Genomic DNA, 13,887 nt, shown 5'->3' with positions numbered 1-13,887 from the left:
CAAATGCACGCCGTCGAGATAAAGCGCATGACCGCCGACGCCTTCGATGATGCGCGCCGCCCAACCTTCATCGGCGGGCATCTGGTCGAAGCACACCCACTTGTCGGCGAAGTAGACGATCCCCCCGATTTCATCATCGTGTTCGAACAACTCGATGCGGATATCGGCCGGCGATTGCCAGCCGCATCCCACTGCGCCCAGACGAATGTCGTGACTCGCGTAACGACGATCCCACACAAGCGGCAAGCGTCCCGGCACCGTGAAATCGTGCTGCTGAACGACCACTTCACCTGTAATGCCGTTGACCGGTTCGCCGAAGGCCCATTTGGCGACCAGTCTGACGAAGTTGCCCCACCGGCCGTTGCCCACGCGATCCTGAATCGCCCTGGACACCGCGCAGCCCCGCGACGGTCTGGACATGCCGTACGAAAAGGCCCCGCGCATCGCCATGCCCGCCAGCGCCGCGATGCTGGGCACGGGTGGCCCGCCCACCAGCACAGGGCGGGATGCCGGAATCGGCAGCATGACCGAAGTCGGCAGCGAACTGCTTCCACGCCGCGTGTGCTCGCTGTTGTGCGACAGCGAGAGCATCCCCGTGAACCAGCACGTCAACGCGGGCAGCACCGCATAGGCCATCGGATCGCCATTGGCCTGCACCGTCATGCTGCCGAGGACGGCTTCGCCATTGCCTGCTGGCTTGGGCGCATCGGGGCCGGTGAACACACCGCCCATCGGAAAATGCAGGCCGGGAACGTGCATGGTCTGCGTGCCGGCGGTCGAGCGCATCAGACCGTTGATCCAGATCGGGCCACCGCCTCCGCCTGAAGTCACCGAGACGGCCATCGCACCGGCAGCGACCGCCGCCGCGCTCACGCTATGCATCCCCAACTTGACGATGGACCCCGCACTCATCGCCATCATTCCGGTGGACACCATGCTGCCCACCCCTTCCGGCAGCATCGAAAGATATTCCATCGGATCGAGCACGAAGCCCACATGCGGATGCGGCAGCGGCAAGACGACGCCCGCGGGCGTCTGAATCATATGCACGTCCACGCCAACCACTGGCGTCAGGTGCGTGACCGCCAGCATGCCCATTACGCTTGGGCCCCGCCGAGATCCGCTTCGATCTGCGCGCTGATGGCTTCAGGCGGTAACGGCTTGATCGTCTCGGCCCAGTTCTCGCCGTACAGGGCGCACAGTCGCGGCGCAGTTTCGCCACGTTGCCGGCGAAGGATGCCAACGCGGCCAAACGCCAGCCGCAACACATGCTGTACGTTGCAGTTCGCACGCTGCGCCGATTCGATCCGCGAGCCGAAATCGCGCGCACGGCTCGCCGGCCAGCAGCGAAGCGACGCGCGTGAATGACGGCGAAAACCCAGCCCATCCTCGTACATCGCCATCAGGCGACGTTCTACCGGATGGGTGAGGTGCCATGTCTGCATCGTTCGCTCGAAGCCTCGTTGATCGAAGCAATCGAGCTTGCTGCATCCGGTACTGCAACGGAATGATTAAAATCTGAAAATGCAGAAGCGAGCGGCGCAACTCAAAGCAAGCGAAACAAGCGAAACAAGCAAAAAGGCCGCCCGATAAGAGCGGCCTTCGTGCTGACAACGCTCGACCTACGCGTTCACCCCCACCGCTTCAAGCTTCTTCTTCGACACCCCGCGCTTCTTGCGTCGCGCCATCGAGAGCAGCGTCACGAGCACGAACAGCGCGGTGACGAGCTTCAAATCCGAAGGCTGGAAACCAAGCGCCAGCACCGCCGAGATCAGCTGAAAATAGATGATCGATCCAAGCACCGGCGCAATCACCTGCCGTGTCATCGAGCGATTGCCGATCACCGCCTCACCCAGCAAGAGCGCAGCCAGGCCATTGACCAACACGCCGAAGCCCATGTTCACATCGGCGAAACCCTGGTTCTGCGCGAGCATCGCGCCACCCATTGCCGCAAACAGGTTGGCAAGGCCGAGACCTACCAGCGTGTACACCTTCACGTTGATGCCCTGCGCCTTGGCCATCGACGCGCTCGAACCAATCGCCCGCATCGCCAGTCCATGCTCGGTGCCGAGGAACCACAGCACGCACGCGGCAATGGCGACATCGATCGCGCCGAGCATCACGATGCGCGGCAGATAGCCGCCCGAGTCGCCCGGAAGCCACGAGAACACGCTGGAGTACGCGAACAGCGCGGCGTTGGGCTGACCCATCACACGGATATCGACGGAGTACAGCATCGACAACACGAGAATGCCGCACAGCAATGTATTGATCTTGGCCTTCTCGTGAATGTAGCCCGTCACAAGGCCCGCAAGAAACCCCGCGAGCGCGCCGCCGAGCAGCGCCATCACCGGGTTGAGGCCCAGCATCAGCAGCTTCGCGCACACGCACGCGCCGAACGGGAACGCGCCCTCACCCGTCATGTCGGCGAAGTTGAGGATGCGGAACGGAATCATGATCGCAATGGCGATCAGCGCGTAGGTCAGGCCTTGCATCAACCCAACCGGGATCAGGTCCCAGAAACCCAACAGGAGATTCATGAGTTCACCGTCTTTGCCGTCGCCGGCTCTTCATTGAAATACGCCATCAGCTTCTCGACCGTCATCGCGCGCTTGGCGTCGCCGGACAGGTCGCCCACGATCTGGCCGTCACGCATCATGATCAGCCGGTTACCGAAGTCGATGGCATGCTGCATGTTGTGCGTGACCATCATCGTGGTCAGGTTCTGCTCGCGCACCACTTGCTCGGTCACGCGCATCACGATGGCTGCCGTGCGCGGATCGAGCGCGGCAGTGTGTTCGTCGAGCAGCAGCAATTGCGGCCGCTGCAACACCGCCATCAGCAGCGAAAGCGCCTGACGCTGACCGCCCGACAGCAGCGACGCCTTGGTCTTCAGCCGCTTCTCCAGCCCGAGATCGAACGATGCGATGCGCTCCTTGAACTCCTTCGACAGCGCGCTCGTCAGGCCAAGACTGAAGGACCGCTTCAGGCCGCGCCGATTCGCGACCGCCAGGTTCTCTTCGAGACTCAACGCGGCGGCCGTCCCTACCGACGGGTCCTGGAACACGCGGGCGAAGTGCTGCGCGCGCTTGTGCGTGGGCAGCGCGGTGACATCGCGGCCATCGACGACAATCGCGCCGCTGTCGGCCATCACTTCGCCTGCCAGCAGATTGAGAAAGGTCGACTTGCCCGCGCCGTTGCCGCCGACGACCACCGCAAAGTCCCCGGCATAGAGTTTCAGCGAGACATCCGACAACGCGATGCGCTCATCCACGGTGCCGGGGTGGAACGTCTTGCAGATCTTCTCCGCCGACAGCATGGGAATGTGGCGCTCGCGCATCGTGGTGACCTTCGCCTGGTTGCGGCCTTTCAGTTGATGAAGCATTTGCAATCCTCGAGCGCGGCCGGCACCGTCAGGCCGAGTGCCTGGAACTGGCTCCGGCTGATCTGCGTCACGTAGTCAGACGCTTTCGGCAGCGCGGGCGGCAAAGCCGTTGTCTTCTCGCCCTTCAATACGCGGGCTGCGAGTATCGCGGCATTCGCGCCGACCGATTGCAGCGACACCGCATACGACGCCGTCGCCATGCCCTTCTTGATCGCTTCGGTTTCGGAACTGAGGACCGGAATCTTCAGGCGCTGCATGCTCGTCGCCACGGCGGGAATGGCGGACTGCACCAGGTTCGATCCGGTGATGTAGACGAAGCCCACGCCCTTGAGCAGCTGCGCGCGCTGCGTGATGTCGTTGACCGTATCCACGCTGACCGGCTTGAACGTGAGTCCGGCGCGCTGCGCGGCAGCCTCCAGCGCCTTGGTCGTCACGACATCGTTCGCCTCGCCCGGGTTGTAGAGCGTGCCGAACGACTTGACGCCCGGAAACGCCTTCTTCGCGAACGCGAGAACCGCGTCGAAGTCCTGCAGGTCCGACGAGCCCGTGAAGCGGTCGCCGCCCTGCTTCCAGCTCGGCACGAGACCAGCCGCCACCGGATCGGTGACTTCGGTGAAGACAAGCGGCGTTTTCGGATCCGGCACGGCCGAGCGCGCCACCTGCGAGACCGACGTGGTCACCGTCAGGATCAGGGCCGGATGCTTGGCGGAAATCTGCGAGAACATTTGCGGCATGAGCGCCTGGGTAAAGTTCGCGTCGCTGTAGACGTAGCTCACGTTCTTGCCTTCCACGTAGCCTTCCTTCGCCATCTGCTGCTTGAAGCCCTCGATGGTCATCGCGAGCGACGGATGCGGTCCCAGGTTGGCGATGCCGATGACCGTTTCGTCCGCCAGGGCGGGCAAGGTCGTCAACGCGAGCGCGGCGATGCAGGCCGCGCCGAGTGCCGCCGGCCACGCGCGATGTCCGGCGCGTGCGTGCGTGATGCGAATTTTCATGATGGATTCCGGAAAAAACTGGAACAAAACTCTGTCGCCGGCGCGCACGCTCGCGCGCAACGCTGGCCGGCATTCTTTTTATCACCGATGTTTTGCGCGACATTAAAGCGGGTCGCGCAACTGCCGTTTCGCTACAACTCGCGCCGCTTTGCCTAAGTTTCAGGCGTCTCGGGCACCTCACTCTTCTCAGGCGTTTCAGGCGGCCAGGCGCGCCGGCTCGGCCTGCATGCGGCCGAGCAGCGCCCGCGCAGCGCGCTCGCCGCTAGCGCAGGCCCCAGTCAGCAAGGCCTGCGACAGCCAGTCGCCGCAATAAACGACGCGCTCCGTTCCGCTTTCTGTGTTCGCGTTGTTCATGCCCACTTCCTGCCAGCGCCAGAAGGCGTCCACCCGTGCGCCATACCCCGGCGAGAACACCGGCAGCTTGCGGGCGATCCACTGGTTCGTCACCTGCACGACATGCCGGTCAAAGCCGGGAATGCGGGCGCGCAGTTCGTCGCGAATCAGCACGTCGAGATTGTCTTCGAGGCCCTGCCGCACGGCGTCGTCCGCCGCTTCGGGCGTCAGCTGGCAGTAGATCTGCGTGAGCGGACGGCCTTGCGCCGGCGCGGCGGGCAATTGCTGATAGGTCGCGATGCGTCCCGGCAAGCCGCGCATCGCAAAGTTCATCCGCGGCGGCAGCGGCTGTGAGAAACCGTAGTGCACGACGCCGAGCGCGTTGTAGCGTACGGCGTCGAACATCTGGCGCTCCTCACGCGTCGGTGCGTCGATCAGCGTCCCTGCGAGCGAGCCCTCGACCGCGCAGACGGCATGATCCGCGCTGAACGTGGTGCCGTCGGCCAGCGCCAGCTCCACGCCGTCCGCGTGCCGGCGCAGCTTGCGCACGGGCGTCGCCGTGCGGACGTCCAGCCGCGACGCCAGCATCTGACACACGCGCCCCATGCCGCCCTTGAGGGTATGCACCGTGCTCTCGCCGATCATGTGCGGCACCGTCGAGACATAGAACAGGGCCGACAGTGTTTCCGGATTGAAGCTGCGAGTCGCACGAAACACCGGCTCGACCATGCGTGCGAGGACATTCGGCCCAAGCGTCTCGCGGATATAGGCGGCGAGCGTCGTATCGTCGAGGGCGGGATCGACGCGCAATGCGCTCGTCGCCCAGTCGGGATCGACATGGCGCTTTGCGCCGCGCATCGCCAGCGCATGCGCGACGAGCTTCACGCGTTCGGTCAAAGACAGTCCCGGCGCCGCCAGCGAGCGCGGCGACGGCATCAGTTCTATCGTGTGCTCGCCGTGCGGCGACACGCACTGCGCGCTCAGCCGATGCAAAGGCACGAGAGCATCCTGCAGCGCAAGGTCCGCGATCAGCCGGTTGAACGCCCGTCCAAATGGATAGACGAGCCGCGCGCCGCTGTTGTAGACGAGATCGCCGGTGCGTCGGTCGCCCATGCGGCCGCCGACGACATCCTGCGCGTCGAACACGGTCACGTTCGCGCCGGCTTCCTTGAGCCGGTAAGCCGCGGTCAGGCCCGCAATGCCCGCGCCGATCACGGCAACGCGCTGGCCGGAGAGAGAAGGATCCATCGTTTGCATGAGAAGTCGTCAGCCCACGGGCTTGGTCACAGTGGAAGGCACGCGCAACTCGATCAGGCGGACGCCGCCCGACGTCAGCGCGCGCCGCAGCGCGGGTGCGAAGGCGTCGGTGGTATCGACAGCTTCGCCCTGCGCGCCGAGCGAACGCGCGAACGCCGCGAAGTCGATGGCGCCCAGCGCCGTACCCGTCGCACGGCCGAACTGGCGTTGCTGGGCACTTTCGATCGCGCCGTACGCGCAGTTGTTCACGACCAGCACGAGCAGATCGATGCCCAAACGCACCGCTGTTTCGAGTTCTTCCGCGTGCATCATGAAGCAGCCATCGCCGGCAATCGCGACGACCTGCCGCTGCGGTTCGAGCAACGCCGCGCCGATCGCCGCCGAGAGACCGTAACCCATCGCACCGCTCTTCGGCCCGAGCTGCGTACCCGGACGACGATGCCGCAAATAGCGCTGCGGCCAGGTCGCATAAGCGCCTGCACCGGACGTGATGAGGGCATCGTCGGACAGGGTTTCGTCGAGCAGCGCGTAGACCGCGCGCAGATCGAGCGGGCCAGGACAGCTTCCAGTTTCGATGAAGGCAAGCCGATCCGTGCGCGCTTCACGTACCCAGGCCGAATCGGGTGGAACGGCATCCGATGCCGCCGCCCACGCTTCGACGAACGCGTTGGCATCGGCGGGAATGGCGAGATCCGCCTGATACGACGCATTCAGCTCGGCCGGCTCGGGATGAACATGCACGAGCGCGTTGCTCTGCTGCGGCGGCGTCCAGAGCGTAAAGCCACTGAATGCGCCCGCGCCGACCGTGTTCAGTTCGCCGAGCCGCCCGTTCAACATCACGACAAGGTCCGCTTGCGCGATGCGCGCGGCCAGCGCCTTGTCGATGCCGAGACCGATCTCGCCCGCGAAGTTCGCATCGGCGTGATCAACGAGATCGCGCCGCCGGTAAGTTGTCGCGATGGGCAAGCCATGCGCCTTCGCAAGCGTCGTCAGCGTCCGCAGCGCTTCATTGCGCCAGCCAGTGCCGCCGACGATCAGGATCGGCCTGCGCGCCTGCGCCAGCATGTCCATGAACCGCGCGATGTCCTGTGGCGCGGGCGCGGCTGCCATCGGCGCAGGACGCGGCAAATCGGCTACGTCAGCGAGTTCGCGGGAGACGTTCTCCGGCAGCACGAGCACCACCGGGCCGCGCCGCCCCGACATCGCGACATGCCAGGCGCGCGCGAGCATTTCAGGAATGCGCGCCGCCGATTCGATCAGTCCGACCCACTTCGTCAATGGCCCGAAGACCTGGTGAAAATGCCCGACGCCCAGCATGGCTTCACGCTCCGCGCACTGCATGTCCGCCTGACCGACGATCATGACCATGGGCGCGCTATCGGTGTGCGCGGTGTGAATGGCGAGCGTCGTGTTGAGCGCGCCCGGCGCGCGCGCCGCGAGGCAGACGCCGGGTTGACCGCTCAACTGGCCGATCGCCTGCGCCGCGTAAGCCATGCCCGCTTCGTGCCGGAAACTCGCGAGACGGATGGACGGCGCGCGCGTGGCGAGTGCATCGACGAGTTCGAGAATGCCCTCGCCAGGAATGAAGTTGATGACGGGCACGTCGAAGCGCTGCAGCGCATCGACGAGTATTGCGGCGCCGCTGCGCGCCGTCGTGGAAGTGATGTCAGGCAAGGGAACACGTCCGGAAGAAAAACGCGTGAACGCACGTTCACGCGTCATTGCATGAAATCAGAAGCGATGGAAGATGCCCGCCGTCACCGCGAGCTGACGCTTGCTCGTCGAGGCGCCGCCGCCGCTCGCATATTCGATGTTGGCGTGCTGCGCGTCGCCGGCGGCGAGCTGGAAGATCGCATCGAGATACAACGCGGTGCGCTTGGACAGGAAGTAGTTGTTGAACAGCGAAAACTCATGATACTGCGGAGAAAAATCCGTGGGCTGGATCTTGCCGAGCGTATAGGTGTAATCGAACGCAAGCTGGTAGGACGGCGTGATGTAACGGCTCACGTTCGCCTCGATGTTCGTATAACCCGCGCGGCCGTTCGCCAGGCCGAGCGACGCCACGCCCAGGTCTTCATAACGGCTGTGCGTCACGACCAGGCCGAAGGTGGTCTTGCCCGCCACGAACGATCCGCCGCCGCCATAGATCTCCATGCTCGATGGCGATACCGCCGCCGCGATGGTCGGCGATTGCGCCGAGATCGACGGGAACAGGGCCGTGTTCCAGATGCCCTCGCTTGATGCGATCGACGGGTGGTTCATGCGCATGTACGCCGCCGACAGCTTGAGCGGACCCTGCGCATAGTTGGCGCCAAAGCTCATGGCGCTCTGGTTGCCGAAGCTGCCCGCCACGCCGCCGAAGCTGTACATGGCGCCGCCCTGCAATCCGCGATAGTTCGGCGAGACATACTTCACCGCGTTGTTGGTGCGGAACTGGAAGTTGAAGTTGTTGTTGTCGCCCACGGTGGCGGCATAGCCGTTCCACATGTACGCAGCGGAGTACTGCGCGAGCCAGTCCTGCGTCAGGTCGTACTGGCGGCCGAACGTGACCGTGCCCAGGTTATCCGATTGCAGCCCCACGAACGCCTGTCGGCCAAACTGCCGTCCGCCTTGCGCAGCGCTGCCGCTGTTCGGATTGAAACCGCCTTCGAGCTGGAACACGGTGCGCATGCCGCCGCCGAGATCCTCGACGCCACGGAAGCCCCAGCGGCTCGGACCATTGGCCGTCGAAAGCGAAGCGCCCTTCAGCGAATTGTTCGTGTAGATCAGGCCCGACATCACGACGCCATACAGCGTAACGCTGCTGCCGGTGGGCGCTGTCTGTGCCTGGGCGGTGGTGGCGGTCGTGGCGGCGGCGGTGGATGCGAGCAGCAGCATCGTGGAGCAAACTCGTTTCATGTTCTTGTCCCGTCCAGGCGGTCGTGGGCGTTGTCGGTAAATATTGCGTCGGAGTAAAAACCTGCATGGCTCAGGTGCCACGAACCGCAGAGTAAAAACCGCCACCCGCATCGACAATCCGATAAAAAAAGTTAGAACCGATTTCCTTCATTTGAGAATCGCTTCACTAGTGCCTGTCGTCACAGAGCCATGAACGGGACCGACCAAACGCTTGCGCCACTCAATGTAGGCGTTCTTCGTACACGGCTTCGAGGACAGCCGGTCGATTAACTAGGGAATCGGGTTTGTTTATTTTGTTGGCCTGCCCATGGCCGCCGCGCCTTCTCACAATGGGCCTCAGCCAAACCTACGGGGCCTCACCTTCATGCGTCCTTTTCCCTTTTTGCTGCGCACGCTCGCCGTGCTTTCCGTGCTGCACGCACCCATGTCGATGGCCGAGTCCACCACGGTCATCGGCATCGCGAACTTCGGTCCGCATCCGGCCCTGTCGCGCACCATCGCCGGCTTCAAGGACGAGATGAGCAAGCAGGGCTATGTCGAAGGCAAGAACGCCGAGTACGTGTACAGCGACGCCAACTTCACCCCCGGTCTCATTCCGCAGTCGCTTGCCCAGATCGTCGCGAAACATCCCGCCGTGATCCTGACCGTGACGACGCCGGTCGCGCAGGCGTCGGTGCGCAACGTGTCGGACCGCTCGGTGCCGCTGGTCTTCTCGCAGGTGACCAACCCGGTTGCGGCCGGACTCGTGCCGGACTGGCAACACGGCAGCGACCGCATCGTCGGCACGGCAAGCGTCACGGACTACGACACCGTGCTCGCCTTCGCGAAGCAGGTCTTCCCCAAGGCCAAGTCCTTCGGCGTCTTGTACAACGCAGGCGAAGTGAACGACGTCGCAGCAGTCGCGAGCCTGAAGCAGGCCGCTGCAAAGGCAGGCCTCGAGATGAACGCGACCTCGGTGGATTCGACCGTGGATGTGCCGCAGCGCGCCGCCACGATGAAGGGCATCGGCTTCTTCTATGCGATCGGCTCGAATCTCGTGCAGTCGGCGTTGCCCGCGGTGGCATCGGTGATGGATCGCATGAAGGTGCCTATCCTCAGTGCCGAGCATGAGCTCATCAAGAAGGGCGATATCGTCGCGGTCGCGTATGCGCCTTCCTATGAGTCGCAGGGCGCCCATGCCGCCGATCTCGCGGTGAAGATGCTGCATGGCACGAAGCCTTCGGCGCTGGCGGTGTACCGGCCGCTGCCGGGCGACTATGTGGCGATCATCAATCGCGCGAAGATGAAGACGCTCGATCTGCCGCTTGCGTCCTCGCTCGACGATTGCAAATGCTTCATCAACTAAGCATGCGTAAGCGCACGATTCATGGCGTGAGCATCGGCGTCCTGATGCTCGATACGGGCTTCATGCGCCTGCCCGGCGATATCGGTCACGGCTCGACCTGGCCGTTCCCCGTGCAGTACGCGCTGATGGAAGGCGTCACCGGCCCGATGGTCATGGCCGCCGCAGCGGGCGACCGCGAGGCGGCGGCGCCGCTGATCGACCGTTTCGTCGATGCGGCGAACCAGCTCGCGCAACTGGGCGTGGACGGCGTCACGACGAGTTGCGGCTTCCTGGTCGCGTTCCAGCGCGAGATCGCGGCACGCTGCGCCGTGCCGGTGGCAACCTCGAGTCTGTTGCAGATTCCGCTGGCCGCGAGCGTGCTGCAAGGCAACCGGCGTGTGGGCGTGCTGACGGCAAAGCGCTCTGCATTGACCGAAGCGCACTTGCTCGCCGCGAACGCCTCGCCTGACACGCCCGTTGCGGGCTTGCCCGAAAACTCACGCTTTTTCCAGAATCAATTGAACAATGCCGCTGTGGTCGACTTCGACGATCATGCGCGCGACATTCTCGATTGCGCCGCGCGCCTGCTCGACGCGCATCCGGATGTGGGCGCTATCGTCAGCGAGTGCGCCAACTTTGCGCCGTATTCGTCGCTGATCGCGGAGCGCTTCGGCGTGGCGGTGTATGACATCGTGAGCATGGTGCAGTGGTTCCAGGGCGGACTGAGACCGCGCGGGTTCTGAAGCGCTCACACGGCCGCTAATCAATCGGCTGCACGCAAGCTATCGAGCAGCGCCCGCGCTTCTCTGACATCGACGATCGCGCAGCTCGACGGGAACCGCTCGCACACGGCGGACAGCAGCGCGCGTGCATGATCGCTTTCACCTCGCGCGTGCTCGAGACGCGCCAGGCTCTTCGCCGCACGCAGTTCGAGAAACAGCGCACCCTGCTGGCGAGCGACGTCGAGCGCCTGCGTGAACAAGGCCTCGGCATCGCGGCCGCCGGATGCCGCGCGAATCTCGCCCGCAATGCGCAACAACTCCGGCAGATTCCACAGTTCGTCGTGCTGCTTCGCGCGCGCAAGCGCGTCGTCGATGGCCGCCTGCGCCTCCGCATGCCGCCCGAAGCGCAGCAGACCATGCGCGTACAGCCCCGCGAACAAAGTCTGGCGCATGCCGAGATGCTCACGTTCGAGCTGCGCAAGGGCATCGTGAAGAATCGTCAGGCCCTGACGCTCATCCCGCTCGATCAGCAAGGCGCCATGCAGTCCGCGCGCCATGGCATCGAAGAGCGCCAGCCCGTTCTTCGCCACACAGTCCTGCAGGATGTCGAGCGCTTCTTCCGCGGCGTCGAGGTCGCCCGCATGGAAGGTCAGCGGAATGAACGCGAACACCAGCACGTAGCCGATGGTCAGCGCATGGCCGCTCGCCTCGGCATCCCTGCGTGCCCGATAGGCCTCCTCCAGCGCGCGTTCCGCGCAGCCCTGGAACCACAGGACGCTCGCCATCAACGAACGCGTTCCCTCGCGTCCGTTCACGTGGTTGTCGGACAGTTGCGACTGGCGGCATTGAACGTCGAAGGCTTCGAGCACGCCGGCAAGCAACTGCCGCGCTTCGGCCTGCCTGCCCATGTGATGCCACGCGAAGGCCGTGAGCCGGCTGCCTTCCGACATCGCGTCTTCATCGCCCGACGTGCTGGCAATCGCGCGGAAGGTTTCGAGCAGGGCATCGGCGTCACGATGCCGGCCCGCATACACGAGCCCGCAGCAGGCCGGAAACAGCGAGCGCAATTGAAAGCCGGTATCGCCCAGCTTCTGCGCAATGGCCAACGCGCTGCGCGACGCAGCCTCCACCTGGCTCACCATGCCGCGCGTGTACAGCGCCGACGCAGCCAGCGCCGTATAGAGCCGCATGCGCTCGGCTTCGAGCGCGGGCAACGCTTGCGCATGGCGCAATGCCTCCTCCACGCGCCCACGGCACTCGTCCAGCGACGAAGCACGAATCCAGGCCGGAATCGCCAGCACCGTCAGTCCGATGCCCAGCGATGCATCGCCCTGCGGCGAGAAGGCCCAGCCAAGGGCCGCGCGGACGTCGTCGATGGTCGGGAGATGGTCGCGCAGCCAGCGTTCGTCTGGCGGGCGGTTCCAGCAGTCTTCCACGCGTGCATACAGCGCCACGAAATGCTCCGCATGGCGGCGGCGCAGCGCATTCAGCTCGCCCGCTTCCGCGAGCTTGCGGCGCGCGTAATCGCGCATCGTGTCGAGAAAACGGTAGCGCACGCTGGCATGGCTCAGATTCGCCGACAGCATCGACTTCGCGACGAGACTCGCAATGGCATCGATCACGCCGGCGTGCGTCAGCTGCGCGTCGCTTGCCACGGCCGCCGCGGATTCCAGCGAGAACGCCGCCGGAAACACGCCCAGTCGCCGCAGCACGACACGTTCGGCCTCGGGCAGCAACTGATGGCTCCAGTCGAGTGTCGCGAGCAGGGTCTTCTGTCGCTCGGGGGCGGTGCGGCGGCCTTGAGCGAGCGTCGCGAAGCGGTCGTCGAGCAGCTCGAAAAGTTCGCGGACGCCGAACGCATCCAGACGCGTGGCGGCCAGTTCGATCGCCAGGGCAATGCCGTCGAGCCTGCGGCAGATGCGGGCGAGCAGCGGCGCTTCCTCGTCGGTCGGCATGAAGCCGCCGCGCGCGGCCTCGGCGCGCGCCACGAACAGTTCCACGGCCGAATAGCGCAGCGCTTCGGCCATTGTCAGGCTGACGGAGTCGGGCGGGCTGTCGAGTGGCTCCAGCCGGTACACATGTTCTCCGATGGCCTGCAACGGCTCGCGGCTCGTCGCCAGCACTGTGAGGCACGGCGCCGCCGCGATCAGTTTCTCCGCGACCACCGCCGCGGCTTCGATCACATGCTCGCAGTTATCCAGCACCACGAGTTGCGGGCGGCGCTGCAAGCGGAAGGTGTTCGTCAGCGCCTGCAGGATGTCGTCCGAATGCACGGCGAGACCCATCGCGTGCGCGACGGCATGAGGAACGAAACGCGCATCGGACAGCCGCGACAGATTGACGAACCAGACATCGTGCTGGCCCGCCTGCTCCCTCTGATGCGCGACCGCCAGCGCAACCGTGGTCTTGCCGATCCCGCCGGGACCGGCCACCGTCAGGATCCGCGCCCGCGTCAACCGGTCCAGCAGGGTGCGGATCGTCCCCGAGCGGCCGACGGGACGCACCAGCGCCGCAGGCAGGTTGTGCGACGCCACGTGCGCGGCTTGCGGCAGATCTGCGCCGGATGGAATCGCCTCGCGCTCGACGGGCGCCACGAACTGGTAGCCGCGGCCCACCACCGTCGCGACGAAACGCTGGTCGTTGGGCGCTTTGCCCAGCGCCTTGCGCAGCGCGGCGATATGCACCTTGAGGTTGCTGTCTTCGACCACGGCGCGCGGCCAGGCGCGCGCCATCAGTTCCTGCTTGGTGACGAGTTCGCCGCGACGTTCCACCAGCGCGGTCAACAGTTCGAACGCCCGCCCGCCGATGAGCACGCGCGCATCGCCATCGAGCAGCATCTGCTGCGACGGAACGAGCCTGAACGACCCAAACAGATAGACCACTTCTGTCGCGTCTTCGGCCGGGCCGCTGTCGAAAGGGGTGCTGGGCATGATCGGGCTGTCGGGACGGCCCCAGGGCCATCGCAGGCAATTG

Annotated in this window: 11 protein-coding genes; 2 read left to right on the top strand and 9 right to left on the bottom strand. The window is 65.0% G+C overall.

Translation table 11 applies throughout. From position 1 onward, the window contains the following. From QCE88_RS41240 to QCE88_RS41205, 8 genes are all read right to left on the bottom strand, one after another. On the bottom strand, positions 1 to 1,044 hold a 1,044-nt coding region (locus tag QCE88_RS41240; RefSeq protein WP_309911773.1), incomplete at its 3' end, for a DUF6531 domain-containing protein. Between the two features lie 53 nt (positions 1,045 to 1,097). Then, complete coding sequence (locus QCE88_RS41235; RefSeq protein WP_309911772.1) at positions 1,098 to 1,445, bottom strand: hypothetical protein; 348 nt, start codon at positions 1,443 to 1,445, stop codon at positions 1,098 to 1,100. Between the two features lie 177 nt (positions 1,446 to 1,622). Then, a complete protein-coding gene (locus tag QCE88_RS41230; RefSeq protein ID WP_309911769.1) occupies positions 1,623 to 2,540 on the bottom strand; it encodes an ABC transporter permease subunit in 918 nt (305 codons plus the stop codon). Continuing rightward, positions 2,537 to 3,319: an ATP-binding cassette domain-containing protein gene (locus QCE88_RS41225; protein WP_309911774.1), complete on the bottom strand. Its 783-nt coding sequence runs from the start codon at positions 3,317 to 3,319 to the stop codon at positions 2,537 to 2,539. The genes QCE88_RS41230 and QCE88_RS41225 overlap by 4 nt, the downstream gene beginning before the upstream one ends. A 50-nt stretch (positions 3,320 to 3,369) precedes the next feature. Beyond that, the gene (locus QCE88_RS41220) at positions 3,370 to 4,380 is read right to left on the bottom strand and encodes an ABC transporter substrate-binding protein (protein WP_309911767.1); all 1,011 of its coding nucleotides are present in this window, start codon (positions 4,378 to 4,380) and stop codon (positions 3,370 to 3,372) included. 195 nt (positions 4,381 to 4,575) lie between these two features. Beyond that, complete coding sequence (locus tag QCE88_RS41215) at positions 4,576 to 5,970, bottom strand: NAD(P)/FAD-dependent oxidoreductase (protein ID WP_309911766.1); 1,395 nt, start codon at positions 5,968 to 5,970, stop codon at positions 4,576 to 4,578. Between the two features lie 9 nt (positions 5,971 to 5,979). Further along, positions 5,980 to 7,644, bottom strand: a complete 1,665-nt coding sequence (locus QCE88_RS41210; RefSeq protein WP_309911765.1) for a thiamine pyrophosphate-dependent enzyme — start codon at positions 7,642 to 7,644, stop codon at positions 5,980 to 5,982. Between the two features lie 57 nt (positions 7,645 to 7,701). Further along, on the bottom strand, positions 7,702 to 8,868 hold the full coding sequence (locus QCE88_RS41205; RefSeq protein ID WP_309911764.1) for a porin: 1,167 nt from the start codon (positions 8,866 to 8,868) through the stop codon (positions 7,702 to 7,704). 364 nt (positions 8,869 to 9,232) lie between these two features. Here QCE88_RS41205 and QCE88_RS41200 point away from each other — a divergent pair, with 364 nt between their 5' ends. Beyond that, on the top strand, positions 9,233 to 10,213 hold the full coding sequence (locus tag QCE88_RS41200; RefSeq protein WP_309911763.1) for an ABC transporter substrate-binding protein: 981 nt from the start codon (positions 9,233 to 9,235) through the stop codon (positions 10,211 to 10,213). 2 nt (positions 10,214 to 10,215) lie between these two features. Further along, entirely contained in the window at positions 10,216 to 10,935 is a 720-nt protein-coding gene (locus tag QCE88_RS41195; RefSeq protein ID WP_309911762.1) for an aspartate/glutamate racemase family protein, read from the top strand. Positions 10,936 to 10,955: 20 nt separating this feature from the next. Here QCE88_RS41195 and QCE88_RS41190 read toward each other — a convergent pair whose 3' ends face one another. Next, positions 10,956 to 13,844, bottom strand: coding sequence for a winged helix-turn-helix domain-containing protein (locus QCE88_RS41190; RefSeq protein WP_309911761.1), 2,889 nt, complete (start codon positions 13,842 to 13,844; stop codon positions 10,956 to 10,958). Between the last annotated feature and the right edge of the window lie 43 nt (positions 13,845 to 13,887).

The sequence above is a fragment of the Caballeronia sp. LZ035 genome (assembly GCF_031451175.1).
Lineage (GTDB): Bacteria > Pseudomonadota > Gammaproteobacteria > Burkholderiales > Burkholderiaceae > Caballeronia.
The sequence above is the reverse complement of the archived record's forward strand: the minus strand, read 5'-3'. Positions and strand labels throughout refer to the sequence as shown.